The sequence below is a fragment of the Enterococcus quebecensis genome (genome assembly GCF_001730365.1).
GTDB classification, from domain to species: domain Bacteria; phylum Bacillota; class Bacilli; order Lactobacillales; family Enterococcaceae; genus Enterococcus_L; species Enterococcus_L quebecensis.
The window spans coordinates 1-23831 of the sequence record NZ_MIKB01000017.1 but is presented as its reverse complement, the minus strand read 5'-3'; the positions used below and the strand labels follow the sequence as shown (position 1 = coordinate 23831).

20 protein-coding genes, 1 other RNA gene and 2 pseudogenes are annotated in these 23831 nt (G+C 34.2%); 7 read left to right on the top strand and 16 right to left on the bottom strand.

What is annotated here, in order from left to right:
* Positions 1 to 320: 320 nt before the first annotated feature.
* The 3 genes from BCR23_RS12700 to BCR23_RS12690 form a co-directional block, all read right to left on the bottom strand.
* Positions 321 to 1037: a nitroreductase family protein gene (locus BCR23_RS12700; RefSeq protein ID WP_069635867.1), complete on the bottom strand. Its 717-nt coding sequence runs from the start codon at positions 1035 to 1037 to the stop codon at positions 321 to 323.
* Positions 1030 to 2214: an MFS transporter gene (locus BCR23_RS12695; protein ID WP_069635866.1), complete on the bottom strand. Its 1185-nt coding sequence runs from the start codon at positions 2212 to 2214 to the stop codon at positions 1030 to 1032. The genes BCR23_RS12700 and BCR23_RS12695 overlap by 8 nt, the downstream gene beginning before the upstream one ends.
* Positions 2215 to 2316: 102 nt before the next feature.
* A complete protein-coding gene (locus BCR23_RS12690) occupies positions 2317 to 2607 on the bottom strand; it encodes an ArsR/SmtB family transcription factor (protein ID WP_069635865.1) in 291 nt (96 codons plus the stop codon).
* A 160-nt stretch (positions 2608 to 2767) separates the two neighbouring features.
* Between BCR23_RS12690 and BCR23_RS12685 the strand changes: the two genes are divergently transcribed.
* From BCR23_RS12685 to BCR23_RS12675, 3 genes are read left to right on the top strand one after another with little or no spacing between them, the layout of a single operon-like run.
* Positions 2768 to 3613 (top strand): acyltransferase, encoded by an 846-nt coding sequence (locus BCR23_RS12685; RefSeq protein WP_069635864.1) that lies wholly within the window; start codon positions 2768 to 2770, stop codon positions 3611 to 3613.
* A gap of 5 nt (positions 3614 to 3618) precedes the next feature.
* Positions 3619 to 4857 (top strand): hypothetical protein, encoded by a 1239-nt coding sequence (locus BCR23_RS12680; RefSeq protein WP_069635863.1) that lies wholly within the window; start codon positions 3619 to 3621, stop codon positions 4855 to 4857.
* Positions 4854 to 7043, top strand: coding sequence for a prenyltransferase/squalene oxidase repeat-containing protein (locus BCR23_RS12675; protein WP_069635862.1), 2190 nt, complete (start codon positions 4854 to 4856; stop codon positions 7041 to 7043). The genes BCR23_RS12680 and BCR23_RS12675 overlap by 4 nt, the downstream gene beginning before the upstream one ends.
* Positions 7044 to 7423: 380 nt before the next feature.
* On the opposite strand, the gene BCR23_RS12670 is transcribed toward BCR23_RS12675, so the two are convergent.
* From BCR23_RS12670 to BCR23_RS12650, 5 genes are all read right to left on the bottom strand, one after another.
* The gene (locus BCR23_RS12670) at positions 7424 to 8290 is read right to left on the bottom strand and encodes a LysR family transcriptional regulator (protein WP_069635861.1); all 867 of its coding nucleotides are present in this window, start codon (positions 8288 to 8290) and stop codon (positions 7424 to 7426) included.
* A 194-nt stretch (positions 8291 to 8484) separates the two neighbouring features.
* On the bottom strand, positions 8485 to 8832 hold the full coding sequence (gene rplS / locus BCR23_RS12665; protein ID WP_010761540.1) for a 50S ribosomal protein L19: 348 nt from the start codon (positions 8830 to 8832) through the stop codon (positions 8485 to 8487).
* Positions 8833 to 8975: 143 nt separating this feature from the next.
* Positions 8976 to 9725 (bottom strand): tRNA (guanosine(37)-N1)-methyltransferase TrmD, encoded by a 750-nt coding sequence (gene trmD, locus BCR23_RS12660; protein ID WP_069635860.1) that lies wholly within the window; start codon positions 9723 to 9725, stop codon positions 8976 to 8978.
* On the bottom strand, positions 9715 to 10239 hold the full coding sequence (gene rimM, locus BCR23_RS12655) for a ribosome maturation factor RimM (protein ID WP_069635859.1): 525 nt from the start codon (positions 10237 to 10239) through the stop codon (positions 9715 to 9717). The genes trmD and rimM overlap by 11 nt, the downstream gene beginning before the upstream one ends.
* 119 nt (positions 10240 to 10358) lie before the next feature.
* Positions 10359 to 11726 carry an Nramp family divalent metal transporter gene (locus BCR23_RS12650; protein ID WP_069635858.1) on the bottom strand — a complete coding sequence of 456 codons (1368 nt, stop codon included), beginning with the start codon at positions 11724 to 11726 and terminating at the stop codon, positions 10359 to 10361.
* A gap of 497 nt (positions 11727 to 12223) precedes the next feature.
* On the opposite strand from BCR23_RS12650, the pseudogene BCR23_RS12645 reads away from it, so the two are divergent.
* Together BCR23_RS12645 and BCR23_RS12640 are read left to right on the top strand one after the other, a co-directional pair.
* Positions 12224 to 12613 (top strand): annotated as a pseudogene (locus BCR23_RS12645) (TVP38/TMEM64 family protein); the annotation flags it as partial.
* An 86-nt stretch (positions 12614 to 12699) separates the two neighbouring features.
* Positions 12700 to 14502: a glycerophosphoryl diester phosphodiesterase membrane domain-containing protein gene (locus BCR23_RS12640; protein ID WP_069635856.1), complete on the top strand. Its 1803-nt coding sequence runs from the start codon at positions 12700 to 12702 to the stop codon at positions 14500 to 14502.
* A 57-nt stretch (positions 14503 to 14559) separates the two neighbouring features.
* Here the strand turns inward: BCR23_RS12640 and nth are convergent, their stop codons facing one another.
* From nth to BCR23_RS12605, 7 genes are all read right to left on the bottom strand, one after another.
* On the bottom strand, positions 14560 to 15207 hold the full coding sequence (nth, locus tag BCR23_RS12635; protein ID WP_069635855.1) for an endonuclease III: 648 nt from the start codon (positions 15205 to 15207) through the stop codon (positions 14560 to 14562).
* 11 nt (positions 15208 to 15218) lie between these two features.
* Positions 15219 to 15935, bottom strand: coding sequence for a DnaD domain protein (locus BCR23_RS12630; protein ID WP_069635854.1), 717 nt, complete (start codon positions 15933 to 15935; stop codon positions 15219 to 15221).
* A gap of 48 nt (positions 15936 to 15983) precedes the next feature.
* Complete coding sequence (locus BCR23_RS12625) at positions 15984 to 17483, bottom strand: carboxypeptidase M32 (RefSeq protein WP_069635853.1); 1500 nt, start codon at positions 17481 to 17483, stop codon at positions 15984 to 15986.
* Between the two features lie 9 nt (positions 17484 to 17492).
* Positions 17493 to 18656, bottom strand: a complete 1164-nt coding sequence (locus BCR23_RS12620; protein WP_069635852.1) for a THUMP domain-containing class I SAM-dependent RNA methyltransferase — start codon at positions 18654 to 18656, stop codon at positions 17493 to 17495.
* Positions 18657 to 18787: 131 nt separating this feature from the next.
* Positions 18788 to 19202, bottom strand: an RNA gene (gene rnpB, locus BCR23_RS12615) — RNase P RNA component class B.
* 23 nt (positions 19203 to 19225) lie between these two features.
* On the bottom strand, positions 19226 to 19657 hold the full coding sequence (gene gpsB / locus BCR23_RS12610) for a cell division regulator GpsB (protein WP_069635851.1): 432 nt from the start codon (positions 19655 to 19657) through the stop codon (positions 19226 to 19228).
* Between the two features lie 98 nt (positions 19658 to 19755).
* Complete coding sequence (locus tag BCR23_RS12605) at positions 19756 to 20295, bottom strand: SLOG family protein (RefSeq protein WP_069635850.1); 540 nt, start codon at positions 20293 to 20295, stop codon at positions 19756 to 19758.
* 61 nt (positions 20296 to 20356) lie between these two features.
* On the opposite strand from BCR23_RS12605, the gene recU reads away from it, so the two are divergent.
* Positions 20357 to 20998 carry a Holliday junction resolvase RecU gene (recU, locus tag BCR23_RS12600; protein ID WP_069635849.1) on the top strand — a complete coding sequence of 214 codons (642 nt, stop codon included), beginning with the start codon at positions 20357 to 20359 and terminating at the stop codon, positions 20996 to 20998.
* Complete coding sequence (locus BCR23_RS12595; protein ID WP_069635848.1) at positions 20988 to 23306, top strand: PBP1A family penicillin-binding protein; 2319 nt, start codon at positions 20988 to 20990, stop codon at positions 23304 to 23306. Before recU ends, BCR23_RS12595 begins: the two co-directional genes overlap by 11 nt.
* A gap of 292 nt (positions 23307 to 23598) precedes the next feature.
* Here the strand turns inward: BCR23_RS12595 and BCR23_RS12590 are convergent.
* Positions 23599 to 23831, bottom strand: a pseudogene (locus BCR23_RS12590) (hypothetical protein); the annotation flags it as partial.

The following is a 23831-nucleotide window of genomic DNA, read 5'->3' as shown; positions in this document are numbered from 1 at the left end:
TTTAAATACAGAGCAGCAAAAGAAAATCTTTATTTATATATCGCATTGTCTTACTTTTCCTGTTCCTTAGTTTTAATTTTTATTTTACGTTGCCTATTTGGTTAAAATCTAAAGATATTTGTAATTCAAAAGTTTTTTGATTGCTGGCTACTCAACTGTCATTAGCTGATCTTCAACTTCTCCATTCAAATTTCTTTTTATTAGATTGCGGTATCAGATTATCTAACCGTTAAAAAGCCCCTCAATAACCAAGAGGCTTATTTAACATTGGCTATCAGTTGAAAACGACTTCTTCCGATTTGTTCCAATACGATAATTTTTTATAATAACTTTTGTTTATCTAACCCTTTTCGTGTAATTTCCTTAAGAGAATCATTATTGAAATAATTCTTAATGCTATCTGACCAAGATTCACTTAACTGATTCTTACTAAGAATTAAATCATAATCAGATATTAAATCATAGGAGTAATCCTTATACTCATCAGTAAAAATCATAGTGTCATTGCTCAATCTTGGCTTAATTACTGGTGTATCAATTGGTTTTCCAATGGATAGTCCAAACAAAGGATAGGTCAATGTTGGCAATTTAAATAGATCAATTATTTCATCTACATGGTATCTGACTCCACCTACAACAACACAACCTAACCCAAGACTTTCTACCGCATTAATTGCATTAGCACAGCTTAAAGCCGTATCTACGCTTCCTAAAAATAAATGATCTATATTATCTGAAAAATCATGTGAAGTATGATGATGTTGAAAAATTTTATTTGACCTATTTAAATCCATGATAAATAATAAAAAAACTGAACTATTTAAAATATGACTATTTAAAGGATTGCTATTAACCATCTGTGCTCTTTTTTCTTTATCTTTTACAATAATAATGGAATAGAATTGCCCATTGATATAGGTTGAAGCTTGTTTTGCACATTCAATAATCAGCTGTAAATCCTGTTCAGGAAGTTCATAGTTTACATCAAATTTCCTATGTGAACTGTGATCCTTCATTATTTCTATCATTTTATTCATTGCCTTTTCCTCCAGATGCCATCGACACTTGCTTGAAGATACCAGACATTTTATAGATGACCAATACAATCAAATAAGTAATAACAGTAAAATAAGCAATCCCAAAGAAACCAGAAAACTTAGTAAACAATATTCCACCAACAATTCCGCCAACTGTTGTTCCAGCATACATAGCTGCATTTGATAGTGAAGATATTGTACTTCTTGCCGTTGTGGTTGTACTTTGCAAAGTTGTCATAAATAAAGGGAAAATAAAACCGTTGACTAAAAAAACAATTGTTAAGCCAATATCAGCTAATAAAAATGAGTTTGAAAATGGAATAATAAGGTATACAAACATTAGTGTTACCAATCCCATAAAGAGTGATTTTGGAATTCCCCATCGACTAATCAATTTATTACCAAATAACGTACCTATTAAATTCCCTGTCCCTATCGCAATCATCGCAGTTCCAACACTCGATAGACCTAAAGAAAAGTCTCTGGTAAACCATGATCCAATAAATGTCATCACACAAAAATTTCCTGTTTGAAAAATGAAATAAGCAATCAGATAAGCTAACGCTTTTTTGTTCTTCAATATCTGTCCATAAATGTGAACAAAGGTTGTATTTTCTGCTTTTTGGCTTTCAAGATTCAAACTAGGTAACAATAAATAAACAACTAAACCTACTAGTAATGATGCTACAGATATCACAAAAAATGGCATCTTCCAAGAAACTGCTGCTAAGTAACTCCCAATAGGAACACCAACTAATTGTGAGACTGCTAATCCTGCAGACGCATATCCCATTGTTTTAACAATCATATCCTTAGGTGATACAATTGGAATAGATGCCCATACTTGTGGTGTTACAAAAGATGCGCTCACACCTGCTAAAAAACGAAACGTAATCATCAAAGTAAAATTTGTTGCAAATCCACATAAAAATGTTGAAATAGCAAATGCTACAAAACCATACAACATGACCTTTTTCCTATCTTTCCCATCAGAAATCGGTCCACTAATCAATGCAAAAAGTGCATATCCTAATGCGTAAGCACTTACCATCCAACCAGAAATATTGGCTGGTATATCATACAAATCTGTTAAGGTCGGTAATAATGGTGATATTAAAAATGTATCTGTACCTATCAAAAACATAATTAAAAAGAAAATCAAAGAATATTTTTTCATTTATTTTTCCTCTCCCGTAATTCTTAGACTATTAAATCCCACATAACAGTTTCATAATTTCAAACCTATCGAACTGAATAATAAAACTATACCTAGATCCCATCATAAGGAATCTAGGAAGTTGGTAAGATACTTATTAAACGTATCATAACGAAGTTTTACAAATTTTTCTCTAGCTTCTCTTCTAGTAGTTGTTAATCCTGCTTCTCTTAAAGTTTTAAAATGATAGGAAACCGTTGACTTACTCAACTCAAGATTATCCCCTATCTCTCCACATCCCATCTCATCTCCTTTGTCTCTTAAAACTCTAATGATTTCCAATCTAGCTGGATCAGATAGTGCCTTGAAAATCTGTACTCTTATTTCGTCCTCTTCTAATTGTTTTATATTCATAGAACTATCATATTCCTTTTTTCTTTATATTTCAAGTAAAATAGTTCGATAGTTTTAAATAAATGGAATATTAAAAATAAACTAATGGACTTCTGGTTATAGTTCGACTAATTTGGAAGTATCGAACAATATTCATGTACTAGAAAGAAGGTGATTATATTTGGAACATAGTACTGATTTACTCATAGATGATGACGTGAAAATTGTTGGATCAACATTAAGAAGCCGTATTTGGATTAGAATTGGTTCTTTGATATGTAAGTCTATTATTGGTAATGACGTATTTATTGGATTTAGATGTGCAATCAAAAATTCTTCGATTGGAAATAATGTTCAAATCGCTTCAAAAACTATAATTGGTGGTGATAATAAAACAACAACGATAGAAAACTTTGTTTGGATAGGTGCTGACACCATAATAAATGAAGGTGTAACGATTGGTGAAGGTAGTATCATTGGTGCAAACTCTATAATAAACCAAGATGTAGAACCTTACACAATAATATTCGGACAAAAAAAGAAAACAATTAAGAAGAGAAGTTATACTAAAGATCGTGTACCTGAATTTTCTAAATTTTTAAAAACTATGATCGAAAAAAAAGAACAAAAGAAGTACATTCAAAAAAACAAACGCAATAACTATATTAGTGCTTCATTTGTAAATAACTATTTTTCTTCAATTGGAGAAAACAATATTTTTATTGGATCTAAACTAGCAAAAGGCGGACTAGTTTTAGGAAGAAATATTACAGTTGGGAATAATACTATCTTAGAAGCTGCTGGCAAAATATATATAGATGAAAATTCAACTTTGGAAAATAACATCCATATACTTTCAACCTCCCACGACTATAAAAAACTTTCTTTGCCAACAACAATGCAACCTGTAAAAATTGGACGAAATGTAATAATCGGCTCGAATACAATTATTTTAGGTGGTGTTAACATTTCAGATAATTCAATCATACCAAGCAATAGTTTTATTTTAAAAAATATATCGAGGTGAATTTAATGACAAAAATATTACTAGCACCAAATCCTACCGGCACAGGTCATAACATGAGGGTTCTGGCTCTTGGGAAAAAACTGATAAAAGAAAATACTGATATTTCGATTACTGTATTATTAGGATCAAGACAAGATGTATTTACTCCCCTTTTCGAAAAAGAAGGTATTACTGTTATTGACTTAAGTCCTACAGGAATTATAGATTACTCAAAAAGTTCAAATTTAAATCAAAATCTCGATTGGCAAACAATGATTACCAATTACTTTGTACCGACTTTTTTCAATGGTGATAAAATTTTAAAATATATGACTTTAATCAATCATTTAAAACCAGATCTACTAATCAGTGATTATAATATCAATGCTACTTTTGCAGCGGTTATGTCTAATATTAAAAATGCTTTTGTTACCGAGAGACATAATTTTACACTAGTAGATATAAGTACCGATGAGCTTAAAAAAGGCAATTTCAAAGTCGAAACTTCTGATATTATCAGTGCTCAAAAAGCTTTAAATGAACTTTTTTTATGGCTAGTTAAAAATGTGGATCTCATTATTACCGATAAAGTCTTTATGAAAACGTTCAAAAGTGATACCCAACTTATGAAATACAGTGATAAAACTTTTTTCGTTGGTTCAATATATGCTGATCGAACCGATGACAACCATCCTTTAGATTTTGACGAATTAGGCATCGACCGTGACCGACCTTATATTGTGGCAACTGTAAGTAATACAACTATGCTTGCTGAAGATAAAGAAAATAGTACTAAACTATTCACGGAAAGTTTCAAACTTCTTAAAGAAACAAACTCAAATTTGCAGCTTGTTTTGCTAGGGATCGATTCCGAAAATCACCAGATAGACAATGACCTTATTTTTCTTCCCTATTTACCAAATTGGAGAGAATTAATTGAAAATAGTACTCTTCTAATCGCCCATCCTGGTTGGATTACTGTAACAGAAGTTTCTTTACTAAATATTCCGACTCTTTTTTATTTAGCAAGTTATGCTGAATATCATGAAGTAGAAGCTTATAAAAGATTAGAAAAATTAGATTTGCCCGTTTTTTACGGAGATGATGTACAAGAGTTTACTAAGATCGTGTCCAGCCTTTTAAATTTAGATACTGACAACGATATTTTCAAAGGATATAAAATACTATCCCCCTATCCAAACGGACTAGAAAAAGCAATAAATTTGTTAAACCAACTAATCAAAGGAGATGAATTATCGATATGACAACTAAAACATTTTCGAATGAACTCGAAAAAATAGTATTAAATGACTTTATGGATGAAAAAAATGGTGGATTATTTGCCTCCATTAATACAGGAAAGACAGACATCGTAACCGAAGACAAATTGTTACTGGACGTTAGTCTCGCAATCCTAGCTTTCACTCAACTGAAAAATTACCAAGCACTTGAAGAATGTATTCTTGCACTTGAAAAATTTAAAGATCCTAACAATATTGGTTATTTTGAAATCCTGGATACCACCTCACTGCCTTATGAAGTAGGAAAAATTAAAACGACTTTCACTCAGCTTTTAACTGGCTACAGTCTTTATGAAGCAGGTCAAGTTACTGATAATGAAACTCTTCAAATTAAAGGAAGCGAACTAATCGAAAAAGTCAGTGATACCTATTTTAAATATAACCATGCTATGAGATTCACAGAAGACTGGAGTAGAATCTTATCAGAAGATAAAAAGTTATCTGACGTTTCACTTTTTATCTATGTTCTAAATACACTAAATATTGAGAAATACCAAACTAAATCAAGTTCCCTTATAAAATTATTAATGAACTTTTTAGATGATCAAAAAGGAGCGTTCTCCGTATTAAATACAAACAATCAACCAATTGAAAGTAAAGGAAAAACTTTAGCAGACTTGTCTCTTCTTATTTTTTCACTATCAACAATACTTGACCAAGATACTTCTTATGTCGAGATAATTGATCAAACTATTCAATTTATCATTGAAAATTACTCACATCCATTTACTAAAGGATATTGGAATAAATCCGATAGTTCCGGTGTTGTATCTGTTGACTCTACTCCCGTTTATTATAATCATGCAGAATCTCCTTTTCCAATAAAATCCACACAAAGTCATGCGCTTTTCCTGTTAGCATTAAAAAAATATAAAATAAGTACTGAAAACTCACAATACGATCCTATTATCAAAGAATTACTGACACAATTATCTATTTATTTTGATAAAAAAAATGGTGGACTTATGCTAGGGCAAGGCAATTGGTTTTCCACACCAACTACCCCAACTGTACCATTAGCCAGACATACTATGGTACCACCTTTTACCGTAGGCTCATTCGTTGTTGGTAATAATCGCTATTTACCTTTGCACCAGAAAACAGCAACTTTACAGTTAATCGGCATACTGGCATTAGAAAATGAAACAGTATCTATTGAGAAGCAACTCCCACACCTACCTTATGTTAAGAAAGAGTTCAATACAGATAAAACCTATGTTTCAACGGGAAGACTATCCACGTCTTACATTGATGAAAACGATTATATAGAATGGTCTGAAAAAACGATTTCAGGTTTCGCTTTCGGTTTAACGCCCTATAGATCTCCACTAGGTTTCAAGTCAGATCGAACACCTCAAAATTTTTCTGCCTTACATGTGGCAGCTGATATGAAGGTTTTGGATAAAACAATTCCTAACAAAGAAAATTTACAAATTATTTTACGTTCATCTCAAAATTCTGATGGTGGATTTGGCGAGCAACCTTCTTTATTATCAGAACTGTTTACTACTTATTGTGTTGTTTTTACAAATTATATTCTGGGTAGTTATGATTTTGATGTTAAAATGTGTATTGAATTTATCAAAAATTGTCAGAATCCTGATGGTGGCTTTGGAAATGCTCCTGGCTATCCTAGTGATGTTTGGCATTCAACTTTTGGTACCCTTCTTTTACACATTTTAGATGATGAACCAAAGGATAAAGAAGCCTTAATACAGTATCTTTTAAATGCGCAAAATATTGACGGTGGATTTGGCGTAATTCCTAACGGCGTATCAGAAACATTCTCAACTTTTAGAGCAATAGATAGCTTACGGATATCTGGTGTCGACATTCCGAATAAGCAAAAAACTATTCAGTGGTTAAAAAAATTACAAGATACGAATGGTGGATTTAAGTATCAAGAAAACAAAACAGTTAGCTTTGTCGGATCTTATCATGCGATTGGTGCACTATATCTTTTAAATGAACTTCCGGACGATGTTGAACAAGCAAAAAAATGGATAGCTTCTCATCAATCACCTGATGGCGGCTTTTCAAGAGCTGAGAATAGTCCTTCCGATACAACTGATGAAGGTTTTATTGCTATCCATGCTTCTTATATGTTAGAACAAAAAATTAACCCTTACTGGGTAGCTCTCATTACATGATACGTGGAAAGCTACATGAATTGTTTAGGCTCTGACGTCTCAGAGTGATTGGTTAAAAACTATGTTTCTCTAAATTTTATTAGTATTAACATATGAAAATATAGAAATATAACATTCATCTATAATCTTAGAATTCTCCATACAGCCTCTAACGATTATATTGTACAAACTTATTATCACATTTTCAAAACTATCAATCTCCATTTCAATAGGTAAAATGTAGTCATTTCCTATGCTAAAAAAATAGCAGACATGAATATTGGTTTAATTTGAATTAAATTCAAATTTCATCTAAAAAAATCATTGAAAAATAGCGAAAAGTCGAAATACTCAATATATCATTGAGTATTTCGACTTTTTCCTCTTGTTTAAAAGATTCATTAAAAATAGGTTTCAAAAAACTTATCAACCAAGCCATTGAATCTAACTACCTCAGCATTGTTTTTTGACCAAATACTATAAATAGTAAAATCAGGAGGAACAATCAATTTAGGCTTTATAACGTTGAGCTCTTTGGACATTGATTCATGAAAGATACACATCGGCAGATATGAAATTCCTTGTTTTCTTGAGATTAAACTTTCCACCATTTTAACATTATCAACTGAAAAAAATTTTACTTCTGGATTTGCTTTAAAAATATCTTGTTCTAATTTTTCCCAATAGGTTGGATGATTGCCCGTTAAAACTTGATATTCTTTTAAGTAACTCAATTCGTTTTTAGAGGTATCGTTATTAGGCACTACTAATTTTATTGGACAAGAATAGACACTAGTACATTTAAGTTTATTATGATTTGGTTTAATTCTGGTCAATGCTACATCAAACTTCCCAATTTCTATCATATTCTCCATTAGTTCATCCTCAATATAATCAACTGAAATTTCAATATCAGGAGCTTCTCTAAAAAAGAAAGTTAAAAATTTAGGCATAATATAGACTGCTACAAAATGAGATGTAACAATTTTTAGAGTTGATTGATGATGATTTCTTATTGCATTCACCTGTTCTAAACTCTCTTCATAAGTGAATATAAGTTTCTGAGCAATCGGTATAAGTTGCTCGCCAGCATTAGTTAGGAAAATATGTCTACCTTCTTTTTTAAATAGTTTTAAGTGAAGATGCTCCTCTAATTTTTTGATTTGTTGATAAACTGATGGTGTAGAAATAAATAAAATATTTGAAGTTTTATGATAATTTAAATTCTTTGCCAATACAAGAAATGTATAATACAAACTTAGATTCAAAATCTATCAACTCTTTCTGAATATATCCTTTTTGTTGATTTTATCACAAACATCTACACCGCTACAACTATTCCTGCTTAAAAGAATGATATAATGTACTACAATTTGCATTAAGGAATCAAAGAAACTAGTATATAAACAAAAACAAAACCCCTTGGTTACCAAGGGGTTCACTGTTAATTAATAACAAGTTTTTAACGACGGATTTCTTTAATACGAGCCGCTTTACCGTGTAATGCACGTAAGTAATAAAGTTTCGCACGACGAACTTTACCATAACGTACTACTTCGATTTGAGCAACACGTGGCGTGTGTAGTGGGAATGTACGTTCCACACCAACACCGTTAGAAATTTTACGTACTGTATAAGTTTCGCTGATACCAGCGCCACGGCGTCCGATAACAACTCCTTCAAATAATTGGATACGTTCGCGTGTTCCTTCGACTACTTTCGCATGTACGCGAACAGTGTCTCCAGGACGAAACGCAGGAATATCCGTACGTAATTGTTCTTGTGTTAATTCTTGAATTAATGGATTCATTCTTTTTTCTCCTCATTCCAAACATTCTTATGGCACTGCCACAGCGGAATATCGTAATAGTTGAGCGCTTTGCACTCACTGAAACAGTGTAACACAGCTCTTCTAGGCTGTAAAGAGATTTTTCTTTAAAAGTGACTAATTGTCTATTCCTGAATTACATTTTCTTCCTGAATAATCTCAGCAAGAAATTTTTTCATTTCATCATCCAACTCAAGTGTTTCTAGCATGTCTGGACGTCTTAAATAGGTTCTGCGCAAAGACTCCTTTAACTGCCATTCAGCAATCAGTTTGTGATTCCCATTCGTCAAAACTTCTGGGACATTCATACCATTAAATTCAGCTGGGCGCGTATATTGGGGATGCTCTAACAAACCTGTTGAATGAGAATCCGTTTGAGCGGATAGCTTATTACCTAAAACATCAGGCAGTAAACGAACAGTAGCATCTATCATTACCATAGCGCCCAATTCTCCTCCCGTCAGGACATAGTCCCCAAGTGAAACTTCATCAGTAACTAAAGAACGGATACGTTCATCATACCCTTCATAATGACCGCAGATAAAAACTAAATGCTCCTCTTCAGAAAATTCTTCTGCCATTTTTTGGTCAAATTGTTTGCCAGCTGGATCTAGTAAAATGATACGTTTCTTTGATTCAGGAGAGGCTTCTTCGATTCTCTTTAAATTGTCATAGATTGGCTGAACTTTTAGCAACATGCCAGCACCACCGCCATAAGGATAGTCATCTACCGACTGATGCTTATTATCCGCATGATCACGAAAATTAGAAACATTGATTTCCAGTAAATTTTTCTCTACAGCTTTTCCAATAATTGACTCGCCCATTGGTCCTTCAAACATCCTTGGAAAAAGCGTCAACACATCAATTCTCATCGTCAATCAAACCTTCTGGAATTTCTACTCGAACAATACCCTCTTCTAAATCAATGGACTTAACAACAGATTCGATATAAGGAATTAATGCATCTTTTTTCTTTGGTCTTTGAACAACCCATACATCATTTGCTCCTGGAGAAAGAATTTCTTTGATCTTTCCTAGTTCCTCGTCATTTTCGTCGATAACAGTCAACCCTATGATCTCATGATAATAAAATTCATCTCCTGGTAAATCTGTTAAATCGTCTTTTGCTACTTTCAAAATACCATCACGATATTTTTCCACATCATTAATTGAAAAATGATCTTCAAAAGTGACAATATCAAAATTTTTATGTTTCCGATGAGATTTAATTGTTAATTCAAGTGGGTCTTTCTTTTCTTGAAATAATGTCAAAACTGATCCTTTTTTATAACGCAACTCTGGAAAATCTGTTTGGGAAATAATACGTACTTCCCCTTTCAAGCCTTGAGTATTGACGATTTTTCCAACATTTAAATATTCAGTCACTTAAAACCCTCATTTCAAAATTTTAGTCTTGTTCATTCTACCATTTCTATAGACTGAATTCTATTATATATACAAAAAAAGAAAGCTATTCAATAAAGAATAACCTTCTTTTAATTTGCTTAAGCATTCACACCTGTTAATGTTCCATAAATCAAGAATAAATTCAACGCAGTTAAAATAATTGCGATAACCCAAGCCAACACTTTTACCCACATTGGATTGGCAAATCGACCCATGATTTTTTTATCACTCGTATACATGGTTAAAGGAATGATGGAAATTGGTAGTGCAATACTCAAAAATACTTGTGTATAGAGCAATAAGTCCTCTACTGCTGATTCTCTTCCTCCGTAGATAATTACACAAATAATAACTGGTACAATGGCAATCAAACGTGTAACCACTCTACGCATCCATAGAGGCATTTTTAAATGAATAAAGCCTTCCATAACGATTTGTCCAGAAAGTGTTCCAGTAATCGTTGAATTTTGACCAGAAGCAAGCAACGCAATTGCAAATAAGATACTTAAAACCGGACTAGCAATATTCCCTACAATATCTGGGTTTTTCAATGCGTCGAACAAGTCAACAAATTTTCCTAAATCACTATTTGTTCCATAAAATAAAGCTCCACCTAAAATCAGTAATAAACAGTTAATGATAAAGGCAACCGTCAGCTGAATATTTGAATCCCAAATCGTAAAACGAATTGCTTTCGCCTTTTCATCATCATCATTACGATCAAATTTTCTAGCTTGAGCAATCGATGAATGCAAATATAAATTATGGGGCATCACTGTTGCACCAACGATTCCTAGAGCTAAGAATAACATTGACTTGTCACTAGCAATTCTTGTGTCTGGAATAAAACCACGCAGTACTTCTCCAATATTCGGATCCGCAAGAGCTACTTCATAAGCAAACACAAAAAAGATGACAGCAATCAAACAAGCAACAATTGTTTCGATTTTTCTAAAACCCAATTTCGTTAAAAGTAATAATAGCAAAACATCAAATGTCGTGATAAGAACGCCAATCAATAATGGAAAACCAAACAACAATTGCAAAGCAACCGCTCCGCCGATTACCTCAGCAATATCTGTTGCCATAATCGCAAGCTCAGTGATGATCCATAAAACAAATCCTGTCTTTTTACTCGTATGTTCTCTAGTCGCTTGAGCCAAATCTCTGCCAGTCACAATACCTAATTTAGCAGCCATGCTTTGAAGCAACATAGCAATCAAACTAGACAATAGAATGACACTCAACAAGGCATACTTGTATTCCGCACCTCCGGCAATAGACGTGATCCAATTTCCAGGATCCATATAGCCGACTGCAACTAGAGCCCCTGGTCCGCTATATGCTAACAATGTCCGCCAAAAACTAGCATCTTTTGGTACATCAACAGTATTGTTGATTTCTTCTAAACTTGGACCATTTGCATAGTCCAGTAATTTTTCTGTTTCTGATTTTTCTTCTTTCATGTTTATCCTTCTCTCATCTATAAATTATCAGGTTTAAATTATTATATTTTTAGGCGTGCCATAATCCTTAAATTTATTATAATCCTCTCATTGTTTCTTGTAAATAAGAAACACTTAGTTATTTTTAATTCAGTCTAAAGTAGGATGTTTTCACTGCGTAATTTATGTATAATTTTTATAACAAATGGCGTCTTACAACTTTGTTCGTGAAAATTAACCACTAACAATGGTAAAATATTAGTAGGACTTTTATACTAGAGATAGTTAACTTTAAGGAGATGAAACGAATGAGCATCGCACTTTCAAGAAAAATTATTAACTGCATTTCCATCGTAGGAATTATAGCCACAATTGCTGTGACAATTTATTTTATACGATTAGGTGTTTTTAAAGATGTGGACGCTTTGAGAGGATTAGTCGGTGACTCAGTGATTTTAGGCCCTGTGTTGTTTATGTTGATACAGATCATTCAGGTTGTCATCCCAATCATACCAGGAGGTATTAGTTGTGCTGCAGGCGTTCTGATTTTCGGTCCTTATGCAGGTTTTATCTATAATTATGTGGGGATTGCAATTGGTTCAGTTATTATCTTCTTACTAGGACGACAATATGGGAAACCATTTATTTTAAGTTTAGTCAGCGATAAAACCTATAACAAATATATTGGTTGGTTGGATAACGAAAAGCGATTTGAACGTCTCTTCGCATTAGCCATTTTCCTTCCCATTGCTCCGGATGACGCTCTTTGTTTGATGGCTGGTTTAACTAAAATGTCTTTAAAGAAATTTACATTGATCATTATTTTGGCAAAACCTGTTTCAATCTTCTTATATAGTTTAGCCTTGATTTATGGTGGTACATTCTTAAACGGTTTATTAGGCTTTTAACAGTTTAAAATATATAATAAAAGTTAGCAGGATAGGATGCAATTGTATCCTATCCATTTTATTTCTACATAAAGGTGGCTCTCATAATGAAATACTTAAAAAATAGTTTTAAAAATATGATTGATTTTTTTGCAGGAACATCAGCCTATTTCCGCGATGTTTTATTGATGCACGGATTTATGCTTTTTATATTACTCCCACTTTTAGCTAGTTCGACTCGTTTCATCTTAAAACAAGGGAAAATTGAGTATTTATCTTATGATACAATTCCAATTATTTTATCAAAACATCCTGGTGTACTGCTTGCTTTGGTTATCGTTCTTTTTGCAATTATAATTGCAGTTTTTTTTGAATTTACTTTTTTACTTTTGAGCATTTTCTTCATAAAAAAAAGAGAGCCTATCTCTCTGACGAATTTACTTAAAGGGACGATTCTTCAACTAAAAAAAATTCGATTTAGCACCATTCTTTTTTTCCTATTTTATTTTTTCTTTGTTTTACCTTTTAGCGGGTTAGGATTCAATTCGGATTTATTAGCAAAAATTAAAATTCCAGCATTTATTATGGATTTTATTTTTGCTAATCGTGTGACAATCATTGCTCTAGTTGGACTAGGTTATCTAGTTTTCTTCTACCTTTCCGTTCGTTTAATCTTTGCGCTACCTGAAATGATTTTAAGGGACGTGCCTTTCCGTCAAGCAGTCAAAGAAAGTTGGCGCTCCACAAAAAATCATTTTTTTAAAATTCTTGGACAATTTGTTGTAATTGGCGGAAGTATTCTTGTGGTTTTTGTTCTCAGTTATACAGTTATTTTGAGTGGGCAAGCGATTATTGAGTCTACTTTCCCAAGTTATGCACTAGTTAGTGCCGTGATTGCGATGACGTTGTTACAGTTTATTTTACTCATGAATATTATTTTTTCTACTGTTGGCGTTTTCTATATCACTATTGATTATATGGACGATGAAGGATTTTTACCAGATTTACCACAATGGTTTTTTGAACAGTCTAAACAACAAAAGAAAGAATGGACAGCTTTAAAAATCGGCTCATTTGCTTTTATTGCCGCAATATTTGGAATTGGCGTAGGAACGTATAATACCAATTATTTAAGCAATCCATCTGTAACAGAACCCTTAACAATTTCTCATAGAGGTGTTGATGCCTCAAATGGTGTTCAAAATACATTGCCTGCTCTAGAAAAAACTAGCTTAGAAAACCCTAGCTATGTGGAAATGGATGTACAAGAAACTAAAGATAAACAGTTTGTCGTTATGCATGATTTCAATTTAAAAAAACTTACTGGAGTAAACAAAAGACCCAATCAACTAACTCTAGAAGAACTAACTAAATTAACTGTCAAAGAGAACGGTATGGAAGCCAAAGTTTGTTCCTTTGATGAATACTTAAACAAGGCAAAATCACTTAATCAAAAATTACTGATTGAGATTAAAACTACAGCACAAGACAGTCCTGATTTAGTTGAACGCTTTACTAAGAAATACCGCAAAATTATTTTATCGGAAAAACATATTCTTCATACCTTGACCTTTGACACAGCAACTCAGCTAAAAAAAGAAGAACCTCAATTTTATGTTGGCTATATTCTACCGTTTAATATTGTAGGACCTCCAGTTACAAATGTAGATTTCTTTACAATGGAATATACGACACTAAATCGAAACTTTATCAATGCAGCCCATGATGACGGAAAAAAAGTCTACGCTTGGACGGTTAATGATGAAGATACAATGACACGTATGATGTTTTATGGAGTGGATGGCATTGTAACTGACAAGCTCAAATTGCTAAATCAAACAATTCGTACCGATTTAGATGAACTAACCTACTCAGATAAATTATTACACTTTGTTATCGGTATTGGTTAAAACCAACAAAAAAGAGCTTAAAGTAAACACAAAATGTTTACTTTAAGCTCTTTTTAATTACTTTCCACTCATCCTTGTTTTACCTTCTTGACACATAGATAACAATGGACAAATATCACATTTTGGATTTCTAGCTAAACAGTGATATCGGCCGAAAAATATCATCGTATGATGGGTTTTAACCCATAATTCTTTAGGTATTTTCCGCATCAATGTCTGTTCAACTTCCATGACACTAGCATCTAGCTTACAAATTCGTAAACGTTTTGACACCCGTTCTACATGAGTATCCACTGCAATCGCAGGTTCACCAAAAGCATCACCCATCACGACATTCGCCGTTTTACGACCTACACCAGGAAGAGACGTCAACTCTTCTCTCGTTTTAGGAACTTCACCATTATAACGTTCCAATAGTTGAGCTGCACACGCTTTAATGTTTTTCGCTTTATTTCGATATAAACCAATCGTTTTAATCTTTTGAATGATATCTTCAACAGGAGCTGCCGCAAGCGTTTCAGGGGTTGGATATGCTGCAAATAATGCAGGTGTTGCCTTATTTACAGAAATATCGGTCGCCTGAGCACTTAAAATAACAGCAATCAGCAATTGAAACGGACTTTTATGAGTAAGTTCGCATGCAGCATCTGGAAACATATCATACATGATTTCTATCGCTTCCATCGTTTTTTCTTTTGAAAGCATCTACCTACCTCCTACTCACTATCTTCTGGATTAAGCCAATTGTGTAAGGTAACTTTTGGAATCGGCTCATTAACAGCACCTTGTTCCTCAATTTCTTTTTGAATCAATGTCTGTTTTCTGCGTTTTTGATCTTCAGCGACTTGTTCTTTTGTTGTGATATTTTTACGTTCCCACGCAAGCAAAATCCGATCAATGTATTTTAAACTATAGGCTTGATTCAACACAGCCTCTCTTAAAGCTAACCGAATAAGCTCTGGTTTATACTGATCTATTTCTAGCCACTGTCCAATCATCTCTAATTCGATTGGAGATAATTGACGCCCAAACTCTTTTTCAAACCCTTGATAGAGTTGTTTGATTGTTTCTTCTGACGTCACTTCTTTTTCTTTCTCTGTCTGCCTTTGTTGTAAAAGAGTAATTTTATCAAAAATCGGCAACAAATCGTACGTATCCATCATTTGCCCTTGCTCATTTTGCTTTGTTTGGATAATCAAAAACCCACGGGAAACAAGCTGATTCAAAAGCTTATAAATAACATCAATTGGTTTCCCCATGATTTGACTGATCTCCGCTAAATCAGGAAATAAATCTCCTTTTGCTTGTAAACGGAACAATTGTAGCCAAAATAAAAATTCTTCATCGGTTAAACCAATTTTCTGATAGTTCTCGATTACCAAGTTGGAGACAGTTGTTTCACCAGCTTTTAGATACTCATTGATTGATAACATAACCGCTCCCTGCTTTCTAGTACTAGATAGATATATTTATCAAACCCACTATTCTTTAATTTTGTACACATCATAATAGATCGATTTCATGTAGTCAATCAAGTATTGCGGATTCAATGGTTCACCCGTTGCATCTAGAATCAATTGATTTGGTTTTCTTGATGCTCCGTATTGATGGATATGCTGTGTTAACCAATTTTTGATTGGAGAGTAATCTTCGCTCGATAGAACATTATCTACATCAATTTCTTTTTGCATTGCATGTTGAAGTTGTGCTGCATACATATAACCTAAAGCATATGACGGGAAGTATCCAAAGCTACCACCAGACCAATGAACATCTTGAACAATTCCTTCTAAGTCATTTTCTGGTCGAATACCTAAATATTCATCATACTTATCATTCCAAACTTGCGAAAGCTCATCAACGGAAATATCTTCATTAAAAATCATCTTCTCAATTTCATAACGAATAATAATATGCAATGGATAAGTTAAACTATCTGCTTCGATTCTAACTAAACTAGCTTTTGTTTCCTTTAATGAATCGTAGAAAGTCTCAAAATCAATATCATCAAATGTTCCCTCAGTACATTCTTTGAAAAATGGGAACTGTTTTTTCCAGAACTGCTTATTGCTCCCAATAATAATTTCATTGAATAATGACTGAGATTCATGAATCCCCATAGATGCACCTGTTGAAAGTGGTGTGTAATCATATTTAGCATCTATACTTTGTTCATAAATTCCGTGACCCGCTTCATGAATCACACCAAAAGTCGCCATCGAAAAATTGTTTTCGTCCCAACGAGTAGTAATTCGTGCGTCAGTACGGTTCAAAGCCAACATAAATGGATGTACCGTATCATCTAAACGTCCACGAGAAAAATCATAACCAATTTTTTCTGCTATACCAGACACGAATTTTCTTTGTTGCTCTTTTGTTACTCGTCTATATAAGAAATCTGTACGCGGGACAGTCCCTTTTTCAGCAATTGTTGCTCTTATTTCCATAATCCCTATTTTTAATTGCTCAAAAATTTGATCTAATTTTTCAACACTTAATCCAGGCTCATATTGATTTAGCAACACATCATAATTTGTCGCCTCATCTTTTTTCCAATATGGAATAAATTCTTTTAAGAAATCAATGATTGTTTGAATTTCTGCTTTCATCTTGTTAAAATCTTTAGATTTTCTAGCCTGTAGCCAAGCTGTATGAGCATTGGTTAGGGCTGTGTTGTATGCCTGCATCCGTTCAGCTGGAATACTATGATTCAGCTCGTACTCTTCTTTAACCTTTTTATAAACAGACATACCAACTTCTGATAGTTCGTCCGTGTGAGTATCAAAATAAGCTAATGCTTCTTGAACTTTAGGACCAACACTGCGCTCAAAAGCCATCCCTGACAAGTAACCGACAACTTCTCCTCTAAATTCACTGCTCGCTTCTGGCATTCCTGTTTGGCTATCCCACTCAAGTAATCCCAACGCTTCAGTCAACATTTGGATTTCTTTTAGCTCTTGTAAAAATTCCTGTTCTTTCATACGCTTCTCCTACTCTTCTCTTGGTTTTCTAGGCGGTCTTTCTCCCCAATATTGGAACAGATCAGTACGTAATGCCCCATTATACAACTTTCTTTTTTTCGTCGCTTTTGCACCATAATATTGCTCAAATGTTAAATCACTCGTTAAAATATATTTACTCCACGTTTTTAGTGGGCGGAAGACTTCTCCCATTTCTTTATATAATTTACGAACAGATTCTTCTTCACCTAAACGCTCTCCATAAGGCGGATTTGCTACCATTACGCCATACTCTTTTTCTGTAGTAAAATCTCTCAAGGCTAATTGCTTAAATGTAATTGAATCTCCTAGCCCGATTTCTTCTGCATTTGCTTTGGCAATGTCGATCATTTTCCCATTGATGTCTGACCCCATAATATCTAGTTCAATATCATAATCTGCTTTTTCATCTGCTTCTTTACGAACCTTTTCAAAGATAGATGCATCAAACCAATCCCATGTTTCACAAACAAATTCACGGTTAAATCCTGGTGCAATATTATGTCCGATCAAAGCTGCTTCAATACAAATCGTACCAGAACCACACACTGGATCATAGAAAGGACGGTCTTTACGCCAATTTGTCAACGTCACTAAGGCAGCAGCCATGTTCTCTTTTAACGGTGCTCCACCTTTTTCGATTCGATATCCTCGTTTAAATAAACTTGGTCCTGTCGTATCAATGGTCAACGTTACATGATCTTTTAAAAGTGCAACTTCTAATTGAAAAAAAGCACCAGTTTCAGCTAAAGGTACTGTTGCAGGACGATGATACACTTCTCTCAAGCGGTTTACGATCGCTTTTTTGGTAATTGATTGACAATCGGGTGTGCTGTACAGTTTGGATTTAATTGATTTTCCTGCTACGGGAAATTCTGCATCCATTGGTAAATAATCTTCCCAAGGTAATGCTTTAACTTTTTCGAATAATTCATCAAAACTGAATGCATCAAATTCACCGACGATGATTTTCACACGGTCAGCTGTTCTTAACCATAAATTAGCTGTAGCAATCGTCTCCATAGTTCCTTCAAATAACGCTTTTCCGTTCTCTACTTCACAGGGGATACCTAAATCACGTAATTCTTTCCCCACTAATGCTTCTAATCCACTTGCTGCTGTAGCAACAAGTTTAAATGTTTTTTCTTTTGTCATGATATCTCCTCTTGTTCTTATACGTTTTAAGAACTGATTTGTTCGACTATTTTTAACTACTTATGAGTATCTCTTACTTTAAAAAAAGCCTTCACAACAAAGTTGGAAGGTCATCCTGAATACTTGTAATTTTCTGTAAGCCATGTTCTGTATCGAATGTCTCTCAGGGAAAGACACTCGACGGTCATCATCTATCTGCAGAAATTAATCTGCCTCTTCTACTCGTTCATTTCCTTTAGAAGAGCGCCCCTACCATTGTTTGGGTTGCTCGCTCGAGGGGTTTACCGCGTTCCACCAATTTCGTTTCCAAAATTGCTTCGTCACTGTGGCACTTTCAAGGGTACTTTGACATAGCCGAAACCTTAGTCATTTTTCCTGCCGTTACTCTTAAAAGTAAAAATAATTTGATCAAAAAACCAAAAGATTTTACTAGATTAAGTACCTTAGCTTATGATTTCGCTAAGCACGAACACTACAGACATCTCAGCCTGTGCGAGCATGGACTTTCCTCAGCCTGAATAATTCAAACCGCGATCACCCGAAAATTACAAAATACTTGATTTGATTAATTAAAATTGACGCGTTTCAGAGTTATCTACTTCACGTTCGTATGGATTATGCAAGCTGCTCTCATATGGATTAGAATGGCTCATACCTGAAATTGGATTTGACGCAGGAGTGTCATCTAATTTTTTACCAAATACTTCACGCTCTAAATTAGACAAACGTTTTAGGATATCGAAGTTTGTTACAGCTGCACTCTTAGGCATCTCTTGTCCACCTCTAGGAGGCATTGCTTGCTGTACTTTAGACGCTTGATCAAGTTTAGCTAACAAACGGTTGTTTTCTTCTTGTAACGTTAAGAGTTCTTTGTTGTATGCTTCATAATCTTTGATTACATTATCTAAAAATTCATCAACTTCAACTGGATCATACCCACGCATTTTTGTTTTAAATTCTTTTTGTAAAATATCTTTTGGACTGTATACTAAATTTGCCATACTTACACCTCGTTATTTTCTTTGATATAGGATAAAAAGTTCATAGTTCAACAGCATTATTGTATCTGAAAATCGGCAGAAAATCAAACAGATTCTCACTATTCCATCGAGTTTTGTAAATCATCCATTGTTATTAAGCGAATTTCGTAAGGAAATTTTTCTGAAAAAAGTTCTGCATCTTTTAAAAAATACTCCGTCTTCCCTGGATATTCCTTATCATAGACCAACAAACTAGCCCCTGAATGCTCTAATAAAAAGCGTGTATGCATTTTTAGTTGCGCTGGTGATTTATATGGCTGATGACTCACTGAATCCACAAAATCCGCTAAAAGTTCAATTTTTTCTAAATTTCCACGATTTTTTTCATTCCAATTATTTCCAAATTCTTTAAAAGGATAAATCAGTCCCAACTTTAATTCTGGATAGTCATTTTTCAATTCTGCCACTACTTCTGCTGCCCAGATTTCTGTTCCAAGATTCCCAGAAACTAAAACCCACTCCAATCCAGTGTCTAAATAACCCATAATTTCTTTTTTTAATACTTTTTTAATAACTATTATTTTGGGGTCATTGTCCTGAAAAGCCCCGATCTCAAAGCTTTTATAGCCAGTCACATAAAGTGTTTTTACATTCTCCATAGACATTCCTTTTCTTTCATAAAGATTTTTTGTTATAATGTTGGCTAGGAGTGTGATAGAAATGGCTTTTCATTATCCTAATGGTACTCCCTATAATAATCATGAAGTACCGAAATCAAAAAAACAAGTAAAAAACCAAAAATCAATTCAATTTGGTAAACGAGGAATGGATTTTGAAGAAGAAATCAACAAAAGTAATGCGTATTATTTGATGCATAATACAGCTGTTATCCACAAAAAGCCTACTCCCGTTCAAATTGTTAAAGTTGATTATCCCAGCCGTAGTGCTGCAGTAATCAAAGAAGCTTACTTTAGACAAGCCTCAACAACTGATTATAATGGTGTTTACAATGGATACTATCTGGACTTTGAAGCAAAGGAAACTAAAAATAAAACATCTTTTCCTTTTAAAAATTTTCATCAGCACCAGATTGATCATATCCAGCAATGTTTAGCGCAAAAAGGAATTTGCTTTGTGCTTTTGTGGTTTTCTTCGTTGAATAGGTGTTTCTTCTTTAGTGGAGAAGAATTGGTTACCTGTTGGTCAGAACAAGAAAGCACTGGAAAAAAATCATTGCCTTTATCTATTATCGAAAATAATGGAATAGAAATCCGAATTGGCATTGCGCCTAGAGTCCCGTATTTGGATGCAGTCGAACAACATATTCAATCAAACAAAGGAGTTGCGTTTAATGACAACTGATGAAATAGGATCACGTGCTGCCAGGCATGGACATACCCCTGCTTCTAACAACACTGAAAACACCCCTTCTAATGGTGGTAAAAAACCAAAGAAAAAACGAATCTTACTAAAACTATTTCTGGTATTAGTTCTTCTTGGAATCATTGGGCTTCTAGCTGGCTTAGGCCTCTTTTGGTCATATGCTAAAGAAGCACCTAAACTGGATGATGAGAAACTAAGTGCCACTGTTTCTTCTAAACTTTATGATGCAAACAACGAAGTTTTCGAAGAATTAGGTGCAGAAAAACGTGAAATGATCAAACCAACAGAAGTTCCTCAATTATTGAAAGACGCTGTTGTATCAGTTGAAGATAAACGCTTTTACAAACATAGCGGAGTCGATCCAATCCGAATTTTAGGATCAGCTTTTTCAAACTTTAAAACTGGCGGACTTCAAGGTGGTAGTACACTCACTCAGCAACTAATCAAACTTTCTTACTTTTCTACAAAAGAAAAAGATCAAAACCTAAAACGTAAAGCCCAAGAAGCTTGGCTTGCTATGCAATTAGAAAAAGAAAAATCAAAAGAAGAAATTTTAACTTATTACATCAATAAAGTTTATATGGCAAATGGTTTATATGGTATGGAAACTGCTGCACAAACTTATTATGGAAAACCATTATCTGAGTTATCGCTTCCACAAACTGCATTATTAGCTGGAATGCCTCAAGCTCCAAATGATTATGATCCTTATGTAAAACCAGAAATTGCCAAAGAACGACGTGACGTTGTTTTATACACTATGAAAGAAAATGATAAAATCACGCAAAAAGAATATGACGATGCCAAAGCTACTCCAATAAATGACGGCTTACAGCCATTAAAACAGTCTAATGACAATCGGAAAATCGTTGATAACTACATTAAAGAAGTCATCAATGAAGTTTCAAAAATGGGTAAAAATGTTTACACTGATGGTCTAGAAATCCACACCAACCTTGACATGAACGCACAAAAACGATTGTATGATATTGTCAATAGTGACACATACGTTCAATATCCTGACCAAGACTTTCAAGTGGCTTCAACGGTAATTGATGTCAAAACTGGTCAAGTAAAAGCACAAATAGGTGGTCGTAACATACCAGATGATGTACAACTAGGTACTAACTTAGCTGTAGAAACAGATCGGGATGTGGGTTCAACAATGAAACCTATCGCTGACTACGGCCCTGCCATTGAAGACTTGAATTATTCCACTGGACGAATAATGCTAGATAAGCCAACAAATTACGAAGGAACCAATATACCTGTTACGAATGCAGATATGCAGTATTATGGAGCCATTACGATGCGTAAGGCAATTATGCATTCTCGTAATACGACGGCCATCCAAACATTTGATGAGGTCGGTAGTGATAAATCAGCTGCTTTCCTTAAAAACTTAGGAATTGAATTTAAACAAATCGTTGCTGCCAATGCAATATCTAGTAATACTATTGACTTAGGCGGAAACAAATACGGCGTTTCTTCCCTAAAATTAGCAGCGGCGTACGCCTCATTTGCTAATATGGGGGTATACAATAAACCTTATTACGTCAATAAAGTTGTCTATCAAGATGGTTCGGAAGATGTAACTCAAACTGAAAGTAAACGTGCCATGAAAGATTCAACTGCTTATATGATGACAGATATGCTTAAAGATGTTATCGGTGGTGGTACTGCCTTTAATGCAGATATACCAGGATTAATTCAAGCTGGAAAAACAGGAACAGCGAATTATACTGACGATGATCTAGCAAAAATCGGTGCCTCTGCATCATCTAGCATTGCTCCTGACAGTACATTTGTTGGTTATACACCTCATTATGCGGTATCTGTTTGGACAGGTTACAAAAATCGCTTAACCCCGATTCCTTTTGAATATTGGGGAACGGCTTCTGATGTTTACAGACAAATGATGACCTATCTCTCTGAAGGTGTCTCTAATGATGATTGGGTCATGCCAGACACTGTCGTACGCTCTGGTGGCGAACTATATGTGAAGGGTGCTTACGAGGAACAAGTCATCACTTCAAACTCTGGTTCTGATACTTCTTCCAGTTCGGAAAGTTCAACAACATCAGAAACTACAAGCAGCTCTACTGTCCCTTCACAAACAGAAGCGCCAGTAACTCCACCTAGCGAAATACCAAATTCATCAAGTCAATCAATTGAACCATCGGAACCAACAACGTCGTCTGAAACAGTGCCAAGCAGTGACTCAACGCAACCATCAAATCCGGTAGTTCAAAATAACGCAGTCCGAAGACGCTCGTCTTCAGATTAAAGAAAAAGTACGATGTCCAAAAATCAGACATCGTACTTTTTTTAGTAAGCAAGAACTCGTGCTCTCATTCCTAGATCAACTTAGCTACTTTTTTTCCTTACATCCTACCTAAAAATCAAACCAAAAGAGCGATTACCAAGATAATCTTTACATCATTAATTTTTTCTACCTCATCGCCTTCATAAACCTTTTATTTGTAGTGTACACAAACAAACTGTAGACAAAGTGTTTTTTAAACGCTTTGTCTACAGTTTGTTAATCTTATGACTCTCTTCCTCCCCCTCCTCTTTCCTCAGGGGCCATTTTCAAGTGTCCATATTATTTGAGTTGTGTATTCTTTATTGGCACGAACACTTCCCGGCAATACATTTAAAATCACTTCTTTATCTTTATCTCGCGTAAAATTTACTTGATGCAGCCCATTACTTAATTTACTCGGTTCATAAATAGATATACCTTGTTCATTAAGCTTTGTGTCTACAACCTTCCCTACATCATAAGAACGGTATAATAAACTACTGGCAG